This is a genomic window from Fodinicola acaciae (assembly GCF_010993745.1).
GTDB classification, from domain to species: domain Bacteria; phylum Actinomycetota; class Actinomycetes; order Mycobacteriales; family HKI-0501; genus Fodinicola; species Fodinicola acaciae.
In genome coordinates, this window is the sequence record NZ_WOTN01000004.1 from 821,173 (window position 1) to 840,196 (window position 19,024).

The 19,024-nt window shown below is 67.3% G+C and carries 25 protein-coding genes and 1 tRNA gene; 9 read left to right on the forward strand and 17 right to left on the reverse strand.

What is annotated here, in order from left to right:
- Positions 1 to 27 precede the first annotated feature (27 nt).
- Genes GNX95_RS39300 through GNX95_RS39310 form a run of 3 tightly spaced genes read left to right on the forward strand, consistent with a single transcriptional unit; the run spans position 28 to position 3,265 of the window.
- On the forward strand, positions 28 to 267 hold the full coding sequence (locus GNX95_RS39300; protein WP_163512953.1) for a DUF3311 domain-containing protein: 240 nt from the start codon (positions 28 to 30) through the stop codon (positions 265 to 267).
- Entirely contained in the window at positions 264 to 1,685 is a 1,422-nt protein-coding gene (locus GNX95_RS39305) for a sodium:solute symporter family protein (RefSeq protein ID WP_222854278.1), read from the forward strand. Before GNX95_RS39300 ends, GNX95_RS39305 begins: the two co-directional genes overlap by 4 nt.
- Entirely contained in the window at positions 1,682 to 3,265 is a 1,584-nt protein-coding gene (locus tag GNX95_RS39310) for an amidohydrolase (protein ID WP_163512955.1), read from the forward strand. Before GNX95_RS39305 ends, GNX95_RS39310 begins: the two co-directional genes overlap by 4 nt.
- Here the strand turns inward: GNX95_RS39310 and mgrA are convergent.
- The 12 genes from mgrA to GNX95_RS39370 all read right to left on the reverse strand — a co-directional run bounded on the left by mgrA (position 3,262) and on the right by GNX95_RS39370 (position 12,301).
- Positions 3,262 to 4,296, reverse strand: a complete 1,035-nt coding sequence (gene mgrA / locus GNX95_RS39315) for an L-glyceraldehyde 3-phosphate reductase (RefSeq protein WP_163512957.1) — start codon at positions 4,294 to 4,296, stop codon at positions 3,262 to 3,264. The two genes, GNX95_RS39310 and mgrA, sit on opposite strands and share 4 nt — an antisense overlap.
- Before the next feature lie 14 nt (positions 4,297 to 4,310).
- Positions 4,311 to 4,790 (reverse strand): GNAT family N-acetyltransferase, encoded by a 480-nt coding sequence (locus tag GNX95_RS39320; protein WP_163512959.1) that lies wholly within the window; start codon positions 4,788 to 4,790, stop codon positions 4,311 to 4,313.
- Positions 4,783 to 5,175: a VOC family protein gene (locus GNX95_RS39325; RefSeq protein WP_163512961.1), complete on the reverse strand. Its 393-nt coding sequence runs from the start codon at positions 5,173 to 5,175 to the stop codon at positions 4,783 to 4,785. Before GNX95_RS39325 ends, GNX95_RS39320 begins: the two co-directional genes overlap by 8 nt.
- A gap of 48 nt (positions 5,176 to 5,223) precedes the next feature.
- Positions 5,224 to 6,027 carry an IclR family transcriptional regulator domain-containing protein gene (locus GNX95_RS39330; RefSeq protein WP_163512963.1) on the reverse strand — a complete coding sequence of 268 codons (804 nt, stop codon included), beginning with the start codon at positions 6,025 to 6,027 and terminating at the stop codon, positions 5,224 to 5,226.
- Positions 6,020 to 7,132, reverse strand: coding sequence for a bifunctional 3-oxoadipate enol-lactonase/4-carboxymuconolactone decarboxylase PcaDC (gene pcaDC, locus GNX95_RS39335; protein ID WP_163512964.1), 1,113 nt, complete (start codon positions 7,130 to 7,132; stop codon positions 6,020 to 6,022). The genes GNX95_RS39330 and pcaDC overlap by 8 nt, the downstream gene beginning before the upstream one ends.
- Positions 7,129 to 8,463, reverse strand: a complete 1,335-nt coding sequence (gene pcaB / locus GNX95_RS39340) for a 3-carboxy-cis,cis-muconate cycloisomerase (RefSeq protein WP_163512981.1) — start codon at positions 8,461 to 8,463, stop codon at positions 7,129 to 7,131. Before pcaB ends, pcaDC begins: the two co-directional genes overlap by 4 nt.
- Positions 8,438 to 9,001 carry a protocatechuate 3,4-dioxygenase subunit alpha gene (gene pcaG, locus GNX95_RS39345; protein WP_163512983.1) on the reverse strand — a complete coding sequence of 188 codons (564 nt, stop codon included), beginning with the start codon at positions 8,999 to 9,001 and terminating at the stop codon, positions 8,438 to 8,440. The genes pcaB and pcaG overlap by 26 nt, the downstream gene beginning before the upstream one ends.
- Complete coding sequence (pcaH, locus tag GNX95_RS39350) at positions 8,994 to 9,710, reverse strand: protocatechuate 3,4-dioxygenase subunit beta (protein ID WP_163512985.1); 717 nt, start codon at positions 9,708 to 9,710, stop codon at positions 8,994 to 8,996. Before pcaH ends, pcaG begins: the two co-directional genes overlap by 8 nt.
- Positions 9,711 to 9,722: 12 nt before the next feature.
- Positions 9,723 to 10,472, reverse strand: a complete 750-nt coding sequence (locus GNX95_RS39355) for a CoA-transferase subunit beta (protein ID WP_163512987.1) — start codon at positions 10,470 to 10,472, stop codon at positions 9,723 to 9,725.
- Positions 10,469 to 11,281 carry a CoA transferase subunit A gene (locus GNX95_RS39360; protein WP_163512989.1) on the reverse strand — a complete coding sequence of 271 codons (813 nt, stop codon included), beginning with the start codon at positions 11,279 to 11,281 and terminating at the stop codon, positions 10,469 to 10,471. Before GNX95_RS39360 ends, GNX95_RS39355 begins: the two co-directional genes overlap by 4 nt.
- A gap of 70 nt (positions 11,282 to 11,351) precedes the next feature.
- Positions 11,352 to 11,858 (reverse strand): GNAT family N-acetyltransferase, encoded by a 507-nt coding sequence (locus tag GNX95_RS39365; protein WP_163512991.1) that lies wholly within the window; start codon positions 11,856 to 11,858, stop codon positions 11,352 to 11,354.
- Positions 11,855 to 12,301 carry a MarR family winged helix-turn-helix transcriptional regulator gene (locus GNX95_RS39370; protein WP_163512993.1) on the reverse strand — a complete coding sequence of 149 codons (447 nt, stop codon included), beginning with the start codon at positions 12,299 to 12,301 and terminating at the stop codon, positions 11,855 to 11,857. The genes GNX95_RS39365 and GNX95_RS39370 overlap by 4 nt, the downstream gene beginning before the upstream one ends.
- Before the next feature lie 54 nt (positions 12,302 to 12,355).
- Between GNX95_RS39370 and GNX95_RS39375 the strand changes: the two genes are divergently transcribed.
- On the forward strand, positions 12,356 to 12,766 hold the full coding sequence (locus tag GNX95_RS39375; protein WP_163512995.1) for a winged helix DNA-binding protein: 411 nt from the start codon (positions 12,356 to 12,358) through the stop codon (positions 12,764 to 12,766).
- Between the two features lie 13 nt (positions 12,767 to 12,779).
- Positions 12,780 to 12,868: transfer RNA gene (locus GNX95_RS39380), tRNA-Ser, on the forward strand.
- Between the two features lie 401 nt (positions 12,869 to 13,269).
- On the opposite strand, the gene GNX95_RS39385 is transcribed toward GNX95_RS39380, so the two are convergent.
- From GNX95_RS39385 to GNX95_RS39395, 3 genes are all read right to left on the reverse strand, one after another.
- The gene (locus tag GNX95_RS39385; RefSeq protein WP_246281957.1) at positions 13,270 to 14,085 is read right to left on the reverse strand and encodes a DUF222 domain-containing protein; all 816 of its coding nucleotides are present in this window, start codon (positions 14,083 to 14,085) and stop codon (positions 13,270 to 13,272) included.
- Between the two features lie 43 nt (positions 14,086 to 14,128).
- A complete protein-coding gene (locus tag GNX95_RS39390) occupies positions 14,129 to 14,935 on the reverse strand; it encodes an LLM class flavin-dependent oxidoreductase (RefSeq protein ID WP_163512999.1) in 807 nt (268 codons plus the stop codon).
- Positions 14,936 to 15,016: 81 nt separating this feature from the next.
- Positions 15,017 to 15,601 carry a dihydrofolate reductase family protein gene (locus tag GNX95_RS39395; RefSeq protein ID WP_163513001.1) on the reverse strand — a complete coding sequence of 195 codons (585 nt, stop codon included), beginning with the start codon at positions 15,599 to 15,601 and terminating at the stop codon, positions 15,017 to 15,019.
- Between the two features lie 220 nt (positions 15,602 to 15,821).
- Here GNX95_RS39395 and GNX95_RS39400 point away from each other — a divergent pair, with 220 nt between their 5' ends.
- The gene (locus tag GNX95_RS39400; protein WP_163513003.1) at positions 15,822 to 16,634 is read left to right on the forward strand and encodes an NAD-dependent epimerase/dehydratase family protein; all 813 of its coding nucleotides are present in this window, start codon (positions 15,822 to 15,824) and stop codon (positions 16,632 to 16,634) included.
- A 17-nt stretch (positions 16,635 to 16,651) separates the two neighbouring features.
- Positions 16,652 to 17,062: a DUF1801 domain-containing protein gene (locus tag GNX95_RS39405; protein WP_163513005.1), complete on the forward strand. Its 411-nt coding sequence runs from the start codon at positions 16,652 to 16,654 to the stop codon at positions 17,060 to 17,062.
- On the opposite strand, the gene GNX95_RS39410 is transcribed toward GNX95_RS39405, so the two are convergent.
- The gene (locus GNX95_RS39410; protein WP_222854279.1) at positions 17,056 to 17,640 is read right to left on the reverse strand and encodes a TetR/AcrR family transcriptional regulator; all 585 of its coding nucleotides are present in this window, start codon (positions 17,638 to 17,640) and stop codon (positions 17,056 to 17,058) included. The genes GNX95_RS39405 and GNX95_RS39410 overlap by 7 nt on opposite strands.
- Positions 17,641 to 17,716: 76 nt before the next feature.
- Between GNX95_RS39410 and GNX95_RS39415 the strand changes: the two genes are divergently transcribed.
- Entirely contained in the window at positions 17,717 to 18,118 is a 402-nt protein-coding gene (locus GNX95_RS39415) for a nitroreductase/quinone reductase family protein (RefSeq protein WP_163513007.1), read from the forward strand.
- Positions 18,119 to 18,204: 86 nt separating this feature from the next.
- The gene (locus GNX95_RS39420; RefSeq protein ID WP_163513009.1) at positions 18,205 to 18,420 is read left to right on the forward strand and encodes a hypothetical protein; all 216 of its coding nucleotides are present in this window, start codon (positions 18,205 to 18,207) and stop codon (positions 18,418 to 18,420) included.
- A gap of 22 nt (positions 18,421 to 18,442) precedes the next feature.
- Here the strand turns inward: GNX95_RS39420 and GNX95_RS39425 are convergent, their stop codons facing one another.
- Entirely contained in the window at positions 18,443 to 18,979 is a 537-nt protein-coding gene (locus GNX95_RS39425) for a MarR family winged helix-turn-helix transcriptional regulator (protein WP_222854280.1), read from the reverse strand.
- Positions 18,980 to 19,024 lie beyond the last annotated feature (45 nt).

Genomic DNA, 19,024 nt, shown 5'->3' on the forward strand with positions numbered 1-19,024 from the left:
TTGCGGGTCCCTGGTGAGGAGGCCTGGATGCGTCGCTCGTTGTGGTGGTTGCTCATGCCGGTCGTGATGTTCACGGTCGCCGTCCCGTTCGCCAACCGGATCGAACCGGTCGTCGCCGGCCTGCCGTTCCTGGCGTTCTGGACGCTGCTGTCGGTGGTGGTGACGCCGGTGGCGATCTGGCTGGCCGCTCGCGGTGACCACAGATATCGGTCCGACGCCGAGGAACCGGCGCTCACCTTCGGCCGCTCGAAGGACGATGACCGGTGAACGCGGCGATGGTGGTTTTCGCGGTCGCGATGGTGCTGACGATCGCCTTGGGGCTCTACAGCGCGCGTGGCCGTGAGCGCGGTCTTGCCGAGTGGTCGGTGTCCAGCCGCGGCCTCGGCACGGTCTTCGTCTGGTTGTTGCTGGCCGGCGAGTCCTACACGAGCTATTCGTTTCTCGGCGCCGCCGGTTGGTCGTACAAATACGGCGCGCCGATCTTCTATCTGGTCGCCTATCTCGGCGTCGGCTACGCGGTCGCCTACCTGGTCGGTCCGCTGTTGTGGACGTACGGCCGAAAACACGGCCTGATCTCCATCTCCGACATCGCCGAGCACCGGTTTTCCAGTCGTACGGTCGGCATCGTCGTCGCGGTCGCGGCGACGGTGTTCCTGTTGCCCTACATCCAGTTGCAGATCCAGGGCCTGGGCACGGTCGTCACCGCGTTGTCCGGCGGCGATGTCGACATCCACATCGCGTACGTGGTGGCTTTCGTTGTCGCAGAAGGGTTCGTGCTGATCTCCGGCCTGCGCGGGTCGGCCTGGGTCAGCGTGCTCAAGGACGGCCTGGTGATCGCGGTCGTCGTCTTCATGGGCGTCTACCTGCCGGTGCACTTCCTCGGCGGCGACCTGTTTCACCGGCTGATCGCGGAAAAGCCGGACTGGTTGACGCTGCCGGGTCACGACTCACCTGGACTCGGCGTCGGCTGGTTCATCAGTACGGTGATCCTCAACGGCGTCACGTTCGCGATCTTTCCCAACGCGGTCGCCGGCTATCTCGGCGCGAAGAGTCCGAACAACCTACGCCGCTCGGCGATGCTGCTGCCGTGGTATTCGCTGCTCCTGTTCGTACCGATGGCGATCGGCTTCACCGCGCTTTTCGCCGTTCCTGGCCTGAAAAACGGCGATCTGGCGCTGTTCACGCTGGCCGGCAGGGCGATGCCGGAGTGGCTGTTCGGCGTGGTCGGCGTGGCCGGTGCGCTGTCCGCGATCGTGCCGATGAGCGTCTACATGCTCACGATCGGCACGATGTGGGGAAAGACCGTGCTGAGCCGCACGGACACCAGTGACGACCGCAAAAAGCGGCTGTCGCAGCTGGTCACGCTGGTCGCGGGCCTGATCGCGTTGCTCGGCAGCGTCCTGCGGCCGGAGGCGCTTGTGCAGCTGTCGGTGTTGTCGTACGAGGGCATGGCACAGCTGGCACCGGTGGTGATCCTCGGCCTGTGGTGGCGTGACATGACCGCGCGTGGCGCGATGTGGGGCCTGTCGTGCGGCACCGTGATCGTCGCGGTTTTGGTGTTTTCCAAGAACGATCCGCTTTTCGGCATCAACGCCGGCGTCGTCGCGCTCGTCGTGAACCTGGTGGTCAACGTCGCGGTGTCGCTGTCCGCGCGACGGGGGACTCTGACGGAGGCGAAGGCATGATTCTGGTGACCGCGTCGAAAGTCGTCGTCGAGCCGGGTGCGTATGCGGACGCTTTCGCCGTCGCCGATGGCCGAGTCGTCGCCAACGGTCCGCTCGACCTGCTGCGAGAGCGATATCCCGACGCGGACGTGCTGGATTTTCCGCACGATGTCGTCGTCCCCGGCTTCCATGACGCGCACATCCACCTCGGCATGGCGTCCGAGGACCTGCTGCACCTCGACCTGTCACCGGATGCCGCGCCAAGCCTCGGCGCGTTGGTGGCGGCCATCGGCGCCGACGCGGCCAAAGCGCCGGCAGGTGCGTGGATCCGCGGAAGTCGTTACGACGACGCGAAAATGCCGGAGGGTCGGGTGCTGGACCGGTGGGATCTCGATGAGGTCGCGCCGGACCATCCGGTGCTGGTCCTGCATGTCGCCGGCCACTGGGGTGTGATGAACTCGGTCGCGCTCGGTTTGGCCGGCATCACCGACGAAAGTGAGCCACCGCCCGGTGGCGACTATGGCCGGGACGGTTCTGGTCACGTCAACGGTGTGCTGTACGAGCGCGCGCTTTTCGACGTGGCGTACTCGTCGGCGAGCCGCGCTGGCCAGACCGTGGTGCCGGCGAGTACGCGCGCCGACAAGCTGGTCGGACTGGGCCGGGCGCTGGAGAAGTGGCACGCGGCCGGCCTGACCTCGATCTGTGACGCACTGGTCGGACCGGACGAGATCGGTCTCTTCAGCGATGCCAAAGACGCCGGACTGTTGACGATGCGCACCGGCTTTCTGGTCGGAGCCGAGCATTACGAGATGGTCCGCAAACTCGACTTCCGCAGCGATCTCGGCGACGAGTGGCTGCGTTTCGTCGGGGTGAAAGCCTTTGTCGATGGCGCGATCGGCGGTCGCACGTGCCTGCTGGACGATCCTGGCGAGCACATCCACGGCATCCAGGCGACAGCCACGAAAGATCTCCACGAGCTGGTACGCACGGTCCACGGCGACGGTCGTGTGATCGGCGTGCATGCCAATGGTGACAAGGCGATCCGGATCGTGCTCGACGCGTACGAGGCGGCGCAGGCGGCCGATCCGCGGCCGGGCCTGCGGCACCGGATCGAACACTGCAGTGTCGTCGACGACGACATTTTGCGGCGTATGAAGGACATCGACGCCATGGCGTTGCCGTTCGCGAGCTATGTGCACTATCACGGCGGAAAATTGATCGACTGGTATGGCGAAGAGCGGGTTTCGCGGATGTTCGCGCACCGCTCGTTTCTCGACGCCGGCGTGACGGTCGCGGCCTCGTCGGACTATCCGTGCGGACCGTACGAGCCGCTGGTCGGCATGCACTCGATGGTCACCCGGCGCGGCTTCGACGGTGTCGAGATCGGTCCGTCGCAACGGATTTCGGCCGCCGAGGCACTCGCCATGTACACCGTCAACGCGGCCGTCACGGTCGGCGGGAAGGACCCGACCGGCCGCCTGACACCCGGCGGCCTGGCCGATTTCGTGGTCCTGTCAGCGGATCCGCTCACCTCGCCGGACGTGTCGTCCATCGACGTACGCGCCACCTATGTCGGCGGCAACTGCGTTTTCGCGGTCTAGAGCCGCGGTGCGTACATGAGCGGATCGAGGCCGGTCGCCTTGACCTGCTCGTCGATGGCGGCCAGCTCGCTGTCGGTGAAGGTCAGCTGGTTGACCGCGGCGACGCTGTCCTCGAGCTGTTCGACCGTACGCGCGCCGATCAGCGCCGAGGTGACGCGCCGGTCGCGCAGAATCCAGGCGAGTGCCATCTGCGCGAGCGACTGTCCACGGCCTTCGGCGATCTCGTTGAGCGCACGCAGGCCGGCAAGCACCGGCTCGGTCAACACGTCGGCGGACAACGCGTCCTTTTCCTTGTCGGCGGCGCGAGAGGCAGTCGGCACGCCGTTGAGATATTTCGACGTGAGCATGCCCTGCGCCAGCGGCGAAAACGCGATGCAGCCGACGCCGAGCTCGTCGAGCGTGCCGAGCAGGTCGGTTTCCACCCAGCGGTTGAGGATCGAATACGACGGCTGGTGGATCAGCAGCGGCACGCCGGCCTCGCGCAGCAGCTGCACGGCCTCGCGGGTGCGCTGGCCGGTGTACGAGGAAATGCCGACATAGAGGGCTTTTCCCTGCTGCACGGCGGAAACCAGCGCACCCATGGTTTCCTCCAGTGGAACGTCCGCGGTCATCCGGTGCGAGTAGAAGATGTCCACGTAGTCCAGGCCGAGCCGCTTCAGCGACTGGTCGAGGCTGGCCAACAGGTATTTCCGGGAGCCGCCGTCGCCGTAGGGTCCCGGCCACATGTCATAGCCGGCTTTCGACGAAATCACCAGCTCGTCGCGATATGGCCGGAAGTCCGTGGCGAGCATCCGGCCGGCGTTTTCCTCGGCCGAGCCGTACGGTGGCCCGTAGTTGTTGGCCAGGTCGAAATGCGTGACGCCGAGGTCGAACGCGCGCCGCGCCACCGCGCGCTGCCGCTCATACGGGTCGACGCCGCCGAAGTTGTACCAGAACCCCAGCGAAATCGCCGGCAGCGCCAGTCCACTGGCACCGGAAAACCGGTAGGGCATGCGGCCGTCGTAGCGGCCTTCGTCCGAGATGTAGGTCACCGCTCCATCATGACCTATGGTGTGGTCTCCAGGCTCACGAACATCGGCGTGAATCCCTGCCGTTGGTAGAACCGCTGAGCGCCTTCGTTGGTCGCGTACGCGGTGACCGTCATCCGGTCCGCGCCGACGTCCCCGGCCCATTTCCGGAACTCGGCAACCAATCGAGCGCCGACGCCGCCGCCGCGATGCTCCGGCCGCACGTACATGCTGCGCAGCGTCGCGATCTTTCCCGGCCGGCTCTGGCTGCCCTCGTCGAGCACACCGGTCAGATGACCCACGATGTTGTCGTCGTGCACAGCGACGACCACCAGATTGTCGTCGCTCGCAATCGAGTTCGCGAACGCCTTCGCGCCATGGTTCGCCGGCCACGTCGTGTCGGTCAGCGGATCGCGGGTGCCGCCGTCCTCCGCGAACAGCCGCGTACTGGAGGCCACCAGGCCGTCGATGTCCGCGTCGGTCGCGAGCCTCACCAGAACGGTGTCTTCCTCAACCATTGGCCTGCTCCATTGCTTCGCGTTCGGCCGCGCTGCGCAGCACGCAGAACTCGTTTCCCTCCGGATCGGCGAAAACCACCCAACCGGCGCCGTTTTCCTCGCGGCGATCGGCGACGATGGTGGCGCCGAGCGCGAGAAGACGGTCCACCTCCAACTCGCGCCGGTCGTCCGGACGCAGGCACACGTGCACGCGGTTCTTCACCGTCTTGGGTTCGGGTACGCGTTCGAAATACAGCTGGAAACCGGCCGGCATCGCGATGGCCGCGGCCGGATCGCCCGGGTGATCGTCGTCGCCGAGCGGCTGGCCGGTGACGTCGCTCCAGAAGCTGGCCAGCGCGTACGGGTCGGCGCAGTCGAAGGTCACATTGAAAACTGTCGAGGTCATTCGGCGATGGTACGGCGCGGCACTACCTGTCAGCACGCGTTATGGCGTTTAGCGCGCCTGCGGACGCGACTGCGCGCCGGAGCGCAGGTCGCCTTCGATGTCGGCGGTCGTGGCGAGCAATGCCGGCAGCAGCCGCGAGCGCATGTCCTCGATCGGCACGCGGCTGGCGTGCGCGGAGACGTTGACCGCCGCGATGACCCGGCCGGCGCGGTCGTGGATTGGCGCGGCGATGGATCGCAGGCCTTCTTCCAACTCCTGGTCGACCAATGCCCAACCCTGGGCGCGTACGCGCGCCAACTCGGCGGTCAGGCCGGCGGCGGTGGTGATCGTGCGTGCCGTGAGCTGTCGCAGCGCGCATCGCCGCACGTACGCCTCTGCCTCCGGTTCTGGCAGCCCGGCGAGCAAAACTCGGCCCATCGAGGTCGCGTACGCCGGGAAGCGTGTGCCGACGGCGATCGCCACGGTCATGATGCGCGAAGTCGGAATTCGCGCGATATAGACGACATCGTCGCCGTCCAGGACCGACACCGACGACGACTCGCGCACCTCGGCGGCGAGCCGTTCCAGGTGCGGCGAGGCGACTTCTGGCAGCGACAGCGCGGAAAGATAGGAATAGCCGAGCTCAAGCACGCGCGGTGTCAGGGAAAACAGCCGGCCGTCGAAGCGCACGTAGCCCAGATCGACCAGCGTCAGCAGAAAACGCCGGGCCGCGGCGCGGGTCAGCTCGGTCGACCGCGCGACGTCGGAAAGCGTCAGCTGCGGATGATCGGCGTCGAAGGCGCGGATGACCGCCAGGCCGCGTTCGAGCGACTGGACGAAATGCGCGCCGCGCTCGTCTTCGGTCTCACTCATCCATCTCTTCCAACGTGCGTTTGGCGATGGCGAACGCGGAGTTCGCCGCTGGCAGACCAGCGTAGATGGCGGTGTGCTGCAGCACCTCGGCGATCTCCGCCTTCGTCAGTCCATTGTGGACGGCTCCGCGTACGTGCAGCGGGATTTCCTCGGTGCTGCGCAGGGCGGTGAGGATGGCGAGCGTGATGCAGCTGCGCGTACGCCGGTCCAGACCCGGCCGGTTCCACACCTCACCCCAGGCATAGCGGGTCAGGAAGTCCTGGAAATCGGCGGTGAAGTCGGTGGTCGCCGCGACCGTACGGTCGACCTGCGCGTCGCCGAGCACCGCGCGCCGCGTCGTCATGCCGCGCGCGTGCAGGTTCGGTGGAGCGGTCAGGTGCTCGACGAGCAGCCGCGTGACGCGTTCCGGCTGCTCCAGAACGGCCAAATGCGAGGCTTTGTCGATCACGACAAGGTTCGCGCCGGCGATCCGGCTGGCGATCTCCTCGGCGTGCGCCGGGGGCGTGGCCGGGTCGTCCGCGCCACCGATCACCAGCGTGGGTGCGGTGATTCGGGTGATCGCCTCGCGCAGGTCCATGGCCGCGATTGCCTCGCAGCAGCCGGCATATCCCTCACTGTCCACATTGGTCAGCTCGGCGCCGGTTCGCCGTACGACCTCGCGATCCATGGCCGGCGTGAACCAGCGACCGATCGCCGCCTCGACCAGCTGGCCGGTGCCGCCGGCGCGCACGGTCGCCGCCCGGTCACGCCACCCCCGCGCGGGTGGCAGATACGCGGATGAGCAGATCACCGCGAGCCGGTCGACGCGTTCGGGTGCGTGGCTGGCGACCCACATCGACAGCATGCCGCCGATCGAGACACCGGCGAGGTGCGCGCGCTCGACGCCGAGATCGTCCATTGTCGCCAACAGTTGCCGGCCGAGATCGTCCACTGTGTACGGTCCGGCCGGCGCGGGCGATCCGTCGTGGCCCGGCAGGTCCCAGCGTACGACCCGGAACTGTCTGGCCAGCTCCGGAATCTGCCGTTGCCACAGGTTGACCGTGGTGCCGATCGAGTTGGACAGGACCAGCACCGGCGCGTCGGCCGGACCGTCCACAATGGTCACTTGTCCCTCCTGTGTGCGGCCAGCGCACGGTCGATGAACTCGTGTGCCGAGCCGAGATAGTCCTCAGCAGTCAGCAATTTGTCGATTTGTTCCTTCGTCATCGGTGCGCCTTCGAGCTCGTCGGCAAGCGACCGTCCACTGTGGATGCTCCGCCTGCTGGCCTCGGTGACCAGCTGATGTGCTTGCTGGCGGCCAAGTTTCTCGGTCAACGCGGTGGTCAACCGCTCGGCGAGCAGCAGGCCGTCGGTGATGTCCACATTGGACCGCATACGGTCGGTGTGTATGCGTAGGCCACTGACGCTGACCCGCAGCCAGTGTGCCGCCGAGCCGGTCACCGTCAACAATTCGGTCAGTGTCCGCCATTCGGCGTGCCAGCTGCCGGCGGCACGCTCGTGTTCCTGCACCATGGCGGCGAAAAGCGTGCTCGCCAGTCCCGGCGCTCGCGTCGCTCCGCCGATCGCGACGATCGCGGCGACCGGGTTTTGCTTGTGTGGCAAGGTCGACGATCCACCGCCGGCCGACTCGGACACCTCGCCGACCTCGGTCTGCGCGAGCAGCGTGATGTCCCTGGCCACCTTGCCGACGGCGCCGGCCGCGGTCGCCAGCGCGCTCCCGACAACCGCGATCCTCGTTCGCTCGGTGTGCCACGGCAGCACCGGCGCCGCGAGGTCCAGCCGCCGGGCCATCGCCGCCGCGACGCGTACGCCGTCGCCGCCGAGCGACGCGAGTGTGCCGGCAGCACCACCCAGCTGGACGGCCAGCCGTTCGCGTACGGCTTCCAGGCCATCGATCGCGGTGTCGATGCCGTGCGTCCAGCCGGCCGCACGCAGGCCGAACGTCGTCGGCAACGCCTGCTGCAGGAGCGTACGGCCTGCCATCAGCGTGTCGCGGTGTTGGTCGGCGAGACCGGCGCACGCGTCCGCCGCGGCGGACAGGTCGTCCAGCAACGGATCCATGGCTCGCCTGGTCACCAGCATCGCGGCCGTGTCGAGGATGTCCTGGCTGGTCGCGCCGCGGTGCACGTGCCGGTCCGCCGGCGCGCGTACGGCCGAGGTGAGCGCTTTCACCAGCGCTGGCACCGGGTTTCCGCTGTCGGCGGCGCCCGCGCCGATCGCGCCGATGTCGAATTCGTCGGCGTCGCAGGCGGAAACGATCGCGTCGGCGTCAGCGGCGGATATCAGTCCAGTGTCTGACAAAGCCTGCGCCAACGCCGCCTCGGCGTCGAGCATCGCCCGCAGCCAGGCACGATCGCTGACCGCCGGCGCGACACCGCCGGCGGCCAGCACGCCGTCGAAAAGCCCGTCGTCAGACGATGAAGAAGACGGTCTCATCGTCGCCCTGCAACCGGATGTCCAGCTGGAATCCGTCGTCCGTTGGCTGCGCGATCAGCGTGCCGCGACGCTCGGCGTCCACATTGGACAGCACGGGATCGGTGTCGTTCAGCTTCTCACCGCTGAAATAGATGCGGGTCACGACACGGTTGAGCATGCCGCGCGCCATGACGGTGAGGTCGATGTGCGGCGCCTGCTCCTGACCGTCCACGGTCGGCACGGATCCTGGCCGTACGGTGAAAAGGTTCCACTCGCCGGCCGCGTTGGTCAGGCTGCGCGCGATGCCGCGGAAACCGTCGGTGCGCTCGGCCGCGCCGCGCGGATCGTCGGGATGGTTGAAGCGGCCGTCCGGATCGGCCTGCCACGACTCGATCATGCCGTCCGGCACCGGATCGTCGGCGCCGTCGTAGAGATGGCCGCGGATCCAGAACCCGCCGGCGGTGTCCTTTGGCACGACGTACGGATCCTCGAACCATTCCATGCCGATCGACAGGAACGGCCCGACCGTCTGCGATGGTGTCGTCTGCAGCTCAGTCATCGTCGTCATCATCCTCGAAAGGCGTCGCGGCCGCGCCTCGAAGCACGATGTCCCAACGAAATGCCAGCGCCCACTCGGGCTCGGTCGCGTCCAGGTCGAACGCGCAGATCATCCGCTGCCGGCCCTTTTCGTCCGGCACCGAGTTGAAGATCGGGTCCTGGCCGAACAGCGGGTCGTCCGGAAAATACATCTGCGTGACCAGCCGCTGCGTGAATGCGCGGCCGAACAGCGAGAAGTGGATGTGGGCCGGCCGCCAGGCGTTGTGGTGGTTCTTCCACGGATACGCACCGGGTTTGATGGTGACGAACCGATAGTTTCCCCGCGAGTCGGTGATCGTACGCCCGACTCCGGTGAAGTTCGGGTCCAGCGGCGCCGGCCAGTTGTCGACGACATGCCGATAGCGGCCGCCCGCGTTGGCCTGCCACACCTCGATCAACGTGTCCGGCACCGGCCGGCCGCCGCTGTCGAGCACACGGCCCTGCACGATCATCCGCTGGCCGACCGGTTCTTCGGCATGTTGCCTGGTCAGATCGTTGTCCAGAGCGCCGATGGTCTCGTGACCGAACACCGGGCCGGTCACCTCGGTCAACCCCTGCGGCAGCAACAGCAGCGGTTTTTTCGGATGGCGCAGGACGGAGCTGCGATAGCCGGGACTGTCCAGCGGCGGATGCACCTTCTCGTCCTGGCGATACGACGGCAGGATCAGCATGTTACCTCCGGCTCAGGCGGCGATCAGGGCGCGAAGGATCCGCAGTTCCTCGGCGCTCGGTGGCGGAGTTTCCTTGAGGTCGTTGGCAAAGGCGATGTGCCAGCCGGTCGCTTTCCGCACCTTTTCGGCGGTCACGCCGGCGTGCAGTTGGGTGACGGTCAGCTCGCGCGTCACCGGATCCGGCTCCATGACGGCCAGGTCGGTGATGACCCTGGACGGGCCGGCGCCACGCAGTCCCAGCTTTTTCCGTGAATCTCCACCGTCGCCATGACCGACCGAGGTGACGAAGTCGACCTTCTCCACGAACGTACGCTTGTTCTGCCGCACGATGATGATGACCTCGCCGCAGGACGCGGCGATTTCCGGCGCTCCGCCGGCGCCGGGAAGGCGCACTTTCGGGTCGCGGTAGTTGTCGCCGATCACCGTAGTGTTGATGTTCGCGTGTTTGTCGAGCTGAGCGGCGCTGAGAAAACCGATGTCGATGCGGCCGGGTTGCAGCCAGTAGTTGAAAATCTCCGGCACGCTCACCACGGCGTCGGCGGTCTCGGCCAGGATGCCGTCGCCGATCGACAGCGGCAGCCGGCCGGGTTTGGCGCCGATCGCACCGGATTCGTAGATGAGGACGAGATCCGGCGCGGACGTGCGGCGAGCAAGATTGGCCGCCTGGCTTGGCAGACCGATGCCGACGAAGCACGACGTCGCACCGACCAGCGCGCGGGACGCGGCAACCGTCATCATCTCGTCGGTCGTCCACTCGCTCATGCGCTCACTCCGTAGACGTTTTCGTCCAGCCACTTGGTGAACGTGTCGCGGTCGCGGCTGATCGGGTCCCACTCCGCGTACGTTGTGTTGTCGCGGTCGTAATAACCCAGTGCGTACGACGGAAAAGCACCGCGCGGCACCTCGGCGACCGCGGTCACGACCCAGGTCGGCAGCACCACCTGATCCGGCATCGGAGCCAGCTCGTCGACGATCTCCTCGACCGTGACGATCGATTTTTTGGCCGCCAGCACGGCTTCTTTCTGCACTCCGGTCAGGCCCCAGAGCTGCACGTTGCCGCGCCGGTCGGCGCGCTGCGCGTGGATCACCGTGACATCCGGGTTGATCGCGCGTACGGCCGCGAGCTGCTCACCGGTGAAAGGACAGGTGATCGGCTCGATCGTGTCGGTCTGGTCGACCAGACCGGTGCCGGAATATCCCCGTAAAACGGCGAAAGGCAGGCCGGCGGCACCGGCCACGTAACGATTTGCCATGCCCGCGTGCGAATGTTCCTCGATCTCCAGCGGCACCGGCCAGCCATGCTGGACGGCGTCCCGAAACCGGTGCAGCGAGCCGACACCAGGATTGCCACCCCAGGAAAAGACCAGTTTCCTCGCGCAGCCGGCGCCGATCAGCTGGTCATAGATCACGTCCGGCGTCATCCGTACGAGCGTCAGGTCGCGCTTGCGCTGGCGGATCACCTCGTGGCCGGCGGCCATCGGGATGAGGTGCGTGAACCCCTCCATCGCCACCACGTCGCCGTCGCGGATCACCGACGCGACTGCCTCGGACAGGCTGGTTATCTCGGCCACGACGCTCCTCGTGTGCGCGATGCGTACACTCGTTCTTTATTCGAACGATAGATCCGCGCGCCGAGACCCGTCAATGTGACAGATGCTGCTCCAGGACCTGCCCTTCCCACTCACCGCGCAGGAACGGCGTCGTGCGGGTGAAGCCGCAGCCTTCGTAATAGCGCACGAGTGCGCCGTCGCCGCCGGACCAGCAGTCGACGCGTACGAGTGAGATCTCGCGCTGGCGGGCCTGGTCGAAGGCGAAGTCGAGCAGCTGCCGGCCGATGCCGCGGCCGGCGTAGTCGCGCGAGGCGACCAGGAAGTGCACGTAGAGCTCGCGCTCGGCGGCGGCCGGTGCGTACGGCGGGGGCTCCTCGCTGATGTGCAGCATGCCGACACAGACGCCGTCGATCTCCGCGATCCACATGCCGCCGTCGTCGGCCATCCGCTCGATCCGGTCGATGTTGGCCGGCTGCTCGGACCACGGCTCGGTCCCCCACTGCGCGCCGGAGCCGCGCAGCACCAGCCAGTCGACGGCGTCGTCGATCACGGCGAGGACGACGGTCAGATCGTCTCGTCCGCCGGGTCGGATCTTCACGGAGACAACTCTTCCATCCTGGCGACGAAATCGCTCAGTAACCGAGCGAACTCGGTCCGTTCCCGGTCAGTCCAGCCGGCCATCGCTCGGTCGGACATGGCCACGCGGAACGCGTGCATCGCCTCCACCGCCGCCGTTCCCTCGGTCGTCAACGCCAGCAGCGACCGCCGTCCGTCCCGCTGGTCCGACTCTCGCCGCACCAGACCGTCCGCGACGGCGCCGGCCACCAGCCTGCTGGCGCGCGGCTGGTCCACCGCAAGCCGCTCGGCGATCGTACTCACCGAGCACGGACCGGCTTCGGCGTCTATCACATCCAGCAGCATGCCGGTCGCCGTCGCCGCCTTGCTGGAGCCGGCCGCCTTCGCCAGCGCCCTGCGGCTTTGCCTCCGGCGGATCAGCACCAGCGCGTACGCGACGGCCTCGGCCGGGGTGTCGCGCGTCATGGATGTCATCCTACATACTCATGCATGTTAGATTACATATAGTTGGAGGATGACATGCAACGTCCGATTGGTTTCTGGCTCCAGCGGCTCGACGGTCTGATCGAGTCGCGGTTCGCGGCGGAGCTGGACGGCCTCGGCCTGACGCGGCGGCACTGGCAGGTGCTGAACACCGTGGCGACTGGACCTGTCACGCGCGCGGAGGTCGACGCCGCCGTCGCGCCGTTCCTGGCCGCGGCGCCGGCCGACGCGCAGCGATGCATCGACGACCTCATCGCGCGCGGCTGGGTCGCCGATGGCCAGCAACTCGCGCTCACTGCCGACGGAGTGGCCGGCCACGCGGCGGTCGCGACCGTGGTGCAGCGGGAGCGTACGGCGATCATGGACGGCATCTCGCCCGACGACTACCTGCGCACGGTCATGACCCTGGAGCGGATGGCCGCCAACCTCGGCCAGCCGCTTCGGTAGGCTGGCCTTCTCTGGAGGGCTCGCATAGTGGCCTAGTGCGGCGGTCTTGAAAACCGCTAAGTCGGGTGACCGGCTTCGTGGGTTCGAATCCCACGCCCTCCGCTCCGCCGTCATCGGTCGTCCAGCTGCTGGACGCAGTGCTGAGTACTGGCCGCGTGGCGTACGAGCTGGACGGCGCGCTCCACGCCGGGTGTCGGCGACCAGATGCGCGGTGGCCACGTCCAGGCGGACGAGAGACTTGCTCCAGTCCGACGACGTACATGCGGTCGAGTGGTGAGGTCCAGACGTACGTGCCTGGTGTCACCTTCGTGACGTCCCGGCCGTGGTGGGTTTTGCATTCGTGGTGGTACGTGCAGAGCGGCTTGAGATTGTCGGCTGATGTCGGGCCGTCTGGAAATGGCACGGTGTGGTCCAGCTCGCAGCTCGTTCGCTGGCCTGTTGCAGCTGGGGGAAATACACGTTGGCGGGTTGGCTCTGGCGTAATCGGCGAGAACCATGTTTGGCTAGTATTTGAGCCGGCCGTAGTCCAGGACGGTGTCAGTGGGGCCGTCGGTCCAAAGGCGGAACCATTCGCTGCCGGGCCGCATGCCCAGCTTTCGCGCGTGCTGGGCGGTGATCGGCCCGTGGCCAACAACGCGGCCCGGCTCGTTGTCCAGGCCAATCATCGTCGTGGCGTTGACTTTGACGTCCAGCCGGGTTTTCACGTTGCCGGGGTCGCCAAGGATCCGGTCGGCCAGCACGTCGGCGCGGATCTCGTCCATGCTGCGGGGATCGTCGGCCGTTTTCTGACTGTGCGCGATTTTGTCGATGAGCTGGTAGATCGCCTCGGTCTTCTCCGCCGGCAGCAACGCGCTCAGCCACGCCATTCCGTCCTCGGCGTCTTCCTTTTCGACCCTGCGCTGCTTTTTCTTTTCCTGACGGCGCTGCTCGGAGCCTTCCGGGTCGAGGGTGGCGACGGTGCGCTTGACCGCGTCGCGGAACCACCGGTAGTTCCGGTTCTCTGCCTCTGAGATGACGGTGTCTTCCACTTGGCCGGCGATGTCCGGGTCGATGATTTCGGTCTGCTCGATCATCGTCCGCGCTTTGGCGATGTCGATGATGCCGGCGCAGAGCGCGGCCAGCGTACGGGGGAGTGTGGTGGTCAGATGCTCACCCCACTCCAACCGACTCGCGGCGGCCCTGGTGGTCCACTTCAACGCCGAGGCGACTTCGGCGGCCGTGTAGCGGCGGGCCAGCGGGTCGTACTGGCTGACGAATCGGCCCATCGCGGCAAGCTGCATTCCCCGCATCGCCGCGATCAACCGGTTCGTCACCTCCATCACGGCCAAGCATCGTGAGAGGTGACCCGACCCGCCTCCGACACTAGTGTCCGGCCAGCTTGGCGACGACCGGGGCGAACAGCTCGGCGAAGTCGGCACCCAAGACGAAGTACGAGAAGCCGATTTCCTCGCGCCGCCGCTGGAGCTCCTCGATGGCCGCCGCGGGGTCACTCGGCAGCACTTCGAGCGCGTCGACCGCGTGCAAGGCGGCCGTGTCGGTGTCCGGAGGCGCCATGAACGGCGCGACCTTGTCGCCGATCACCGCCACGTGCTGCGACAGCTCGAGGTCCGCGGTGGCCCGGAAGTCGCGTACGAGCTGCGTGTAGTCGGCCCGGTTTTCGCCGGGCATCAGCGCGAAGGTGACCGTGTCGGCCAGCTCGGCCGCCGCGGCCTGCGCCTTCGGGCCGCGTACGGCCATCACCACCGGCGTGTGCAGGTCGGGGCCGTCGAGCTCGCGCAGCCGCGCCACGCTCTCACGCACCTGCGCAAGCCGCTCGCGCGGCGGCACGACCGGCAGGCCCAGGCCGCGCAGCTCGTCCTCCATGCCGGGTCGGCCGGTGCCGATCCCCATCTCGAAGCGGCCTTCGGTGAGCACCGACAGCGAATGCGCCTCCCACGCGGTGCTCCACGGCGGCCGCAGCGGCGACGCGTAGACCCAGGTGCCGACCCGGATGTCGGCGATGCTGGCCGCGACGGCCAGCGTGGGGGCCGGCGCCGGCTGCCATTGCTGCACGTCCGGCATCAGTACGGTGGAATAGCCGAGGTCGGCGATACGGCGGACGCGGTCTCGCCACGTCGGCAGGTCGGTCAGGACTGGTGTCACGACGCCGAATCGGAATGGTCTGGTCATCGTCGGGTTTCCTTTTCTCAGCAGCTGGATGTGTCCACAGTCCCGCACGCCGGCCCCGCGGTCATCACCACGATTGGTGATTCAGTGCCTGCTGTAGTGCGCGATGATGACGCCTTTCGGCGTCGTGACACTGCCGGTCAGGTCAAACCTGGTCAGTGGCGCCGGCCCGTCGAACAGGCGCGCGCCGGTGCCCAAAGTCAGCGGATGGATCAGCAGGGTGTAGTGGTCGATCAGGCCGGCGGCGTGCAGGCTGCGTACGAGCGCCGCACTGCCGTTGATCGACAGATCGTTCCCCGGCTCGGCCTTGAGCTTGGCGACCGTCTCGACCGCGTCGCCGCGCAGCAGGACGGAGTTTTCCCAGGCACTGGCGTCCGCCAGGCTCCGAGACACGACGTATTTGGTGGCCGCGTTCATCTTCGCGGTGAACGGGTTGCCGTCCGTCCGGCGTCCCCACGCGCTGATGAAGTCCTCCCAGGTGCGCCGGCCAAACAGCATGTCGCCCGGTTTGGCCATGCCTTTGCCCAGCTCACGGCCCATCACCTCGTCGTTGTACGCGGGACCCCAGCCGCCGTAGGCGAAGCCGTCGCGGGTGTCCTCGTCGGTCCGGCCGAGGCCCTGTACGACGCCGTCGAGGGTCACGAACATTCTGGCGGTGATGGAACGCATGAGGTCTCCTTTTAAGCGCGTACGCGTTAGTCGAGGACGACGAGGTGGTCGTCGATGGTCGTCGTGTGGATGAGAGCCAGGTCGAGCACCGGCGGCCCGCCATGTCCGTCGACAGTGCTGAACACGTCGACCATCAACTCACGCACGTTCTCTCCTCCGTTGGTGCCTTCGCGAGGTAGACCGGCGCGGTCGGCGAAACTCATCGGACATACTTGGCGGCATGCGGATCGCGGTCACCGGAGGCGCCGGTTTTCTCGGCCGCGCTGTCCTGACGGACCTGCGGGCATACGGTCACGACGCCGATGCGTTCAGCCGGCGTACGCACACGGATGTGCGAAATGCCGGCGAAGTCGGGAAACTGGGCGCGTACGACGCGATCGTCCATCTCGCCGCGCCGACGAGTGGCCACCAGTCCTTTGCGGACCCGCTGACATTCTTCGACGTCATCGTCGGCGGCACCAGGAACGTGCTTGCCGCGGCCACAAACCAGAAGATCGTTTATGCGTCGACCAACGCGATTTATGGCTCGGCGCACGACGGCCAACTCACCGAGGACCTGCCGCCGCATCCGGAAAGCCCTTATGCCGCGGCCAAACTCGCCGGTGAGCAGTTGGTCGGCACATACGGAAACGCCGCGGTGTTGCGGATCTTCAACGTCGCCGGCGGGCGCGACACTGACCTGAGTCGTATCCTGCCGCGCGTGTTGGCCGCCACCACCGGCCAGCCGCTCATGGTGAACGGCGACGGCACCGCCGTACGGGATTTCGTGCACGTCACCGATGTGGCCGCGGCCGTGCGGCTGGCGCTGACGCACACGGGGACATACAACATCGGCAGCGGCCACGGCACCAGCATCCTGGATCTGGTGCGTACGGCCGAAAAAGTCACCGGCCGGCGGATCGAGGTATGCCATCGGCCGGCCAAACCCGAGCCGCACTCGCTAATCGCCGACATCGGCAAGGCCGCTCGCGAGCTGGGTTGGCGGCCGGAGCATTCCGACCTGGAGACGATCGTCCGCGACGCGACGCGCTGACGTGCGACCATGACCGCATGGCGAAGACGCATGCGGAATACATCGAGGCATTGGCCGAGCCACGCCGCGCGGACGTGCGCGCGTTGGACGAGACCGTACGCCGTGCGGCGCCGCAACTGGCACCGACGATGGAATTCGGCATGCCAGGTTACGGCAAATACCACTACCGGTACGACTCCGGCCGAGAGGGCGACTGGGCCCTGGTTTTGTTCGCCAGCCAGAAAAACCACCTGTCGCTCTACGTCACCGCGATGACCGCGGACGGCACGCGCTATCTCGCCGAGGCGTACGCCGACCGGCTCGGCAAGGTGTCGGTCGGCCGGAGCTGCATCCGGTTCAAGCGGCTGTCCGATGTGGACGGGGCGGTGCTGGCCGAGCTGCTCGCCGAGGCCGCCGCGCACCCGCCGTATCCGCTGGCCGCTCAGTGAAACTGGCGGAGCAGAGCCGAGGTCAGCCGCCCAGCGACGCGTACGGTCAGTGGTGCGCGGCTGATCATCAGGCGATACCAGAGGACGCCGTAGATCTGGTCGACCACCAGCTCCAGGTCGGTGCCGGCGGCGATCTCGCCGCGCGCCGCGGCGCGTGACAGGATGCCGTGCAGCTCGTCGCGCCGGCGGCCGGTGAATTCCCGCAGCAGCGCACCGGCGTGCGCGTCACGCTGCGCCTCGGCCAGCACGGCTCGCAGCCGCGAGGCGGCCGGTTCGGCGCCGGCCGCGCGAAAAGTCGACGAGACGAAGGTTTTCAGGTCACTGGCAAGCGATCCGGTGTCCGGTGTCGGTGCGCTCGCGCGCGCGAGGTCGGTCATCGCCTCCAGCAGCACCGCGCCTTTTGACGGCCACCAACGATAAATCGTCTGTTTTCCGACACCGGCGGCGGCGGCGATCATGTCGATGGTCACGGCGGCGCCGTCCGGCTGGCCGAGCAGGTCGGCCGCGGCGTCCAGGATCGCCTGGCGAGCCGCCTCGTTGCGGCGCCGGCCGGTGTGCTGGCGAGGTTCGGTCACCATGCCGCCATCATACTTGACGAAACTATCGGTCTCGGCAACGATTGACGAGACCGACAGTTTCGACAAGGAGGATGTCATGGCTGTGGACCTCAAACGCCGCGCGGACCTGTTTCATCGCTATCTGGCCAATCCGCTGGCGCTTCGGACGGCACGGTTCGTCCGCGGCCAGGCGGTGCTGGAGACGATCGGCCGGGTCAGCGGCCAGCCACGCCGGACACCGGTCGGTGGGAAGGTGGTCGGCGGCAGCTTCTGGATGGTCAGCGGTGACGGCCATCGGGCTCAGTACGTGCGCAACATCGCCGCGAATCCGCGCGTGCGCGTGCAGATCCGCGGCCGCTGGCATGCCGGCGTGGCGCGGCTGCTGCCGGACGACGATCCGCGGGCGCGGCTGCGGACGCTGCCGGCGTTCAACAGCCGGATGGTCCGGATGCTCGGCGTCGAGCCGTTGACCGTACGGATCGACCTCAAGAACGAGTAAAGAGCGCGAGTCGGATTTGCCGAGCGGGTTGATCCACGGCACTCTTCCACCGTCAGGACTCTTACCAGTTCACCAGGGGGTCGCACATGGGAATCAACCTGAACAAGCTGCTCGACAAGGAGTACGAGACCAAGTCCCTCGCCGAGATCCTGGACGCGCCGCCGTCCGCGCTGGAAGGCCTCACGCCCAAGCACGACGAGATCCTGGCCGGCTTCCGGATCAAGACGATCCGCGACCTCGGCAACTGGAAGTACGCCAAGAGCGCGGCCGCGCTGGTGGCGCTGGAAAGCGCCGAGGAGTAGCAAACCACCCGAGGGTGGCGGCTCAGAGCGCGCCACCCTCGGACTCGGCGAGCAACAACATCTGGCGCAGCAGCGCGGCGAGCTGGTCCTGCTGGTCGGCGTTCAGCGCGTGCACCAGCTTCTGCTCGACGCGGCCCTGCTCGTCGATCGCCTGCGACCACGCCTTCATGCCGGCCTGCGTCAACCGTACGGTCACCCGCCGCCGGTCCTGCGAGTCGTGGCTGCGCCGCACATAACCCGACCGCTCCATGCCGTCCAGCCGCTTGGTCATCGCCGCCGGTGACAGGCCGATCGCCGCCGCCAGCTCGCCGGGGGTCGCCTCGTACGGCCGGCCGCGTCGCCGCAACAGCTTCAGCGTCTGGAACTCCCACTGCTGCAGGCCCTGTGCCTCCAGCGACCGCTGCCTTGGCCTGGACATGTGCTTGGCCAGCAGGTGGATGCGGCCGGCAATCTCCTCCGCGCGCGCGTCGAGGTCCGGGATCTCCTCCTGCCAGTACTCCAGATTGCGGTCGACGCTGTCCTTCTCCGGCACGCTTTCCGTCCCATCGACGACGTTCACAAAAATTTCACTGGAGAAATATTCTCCAGTGAAGTACGTTACCAG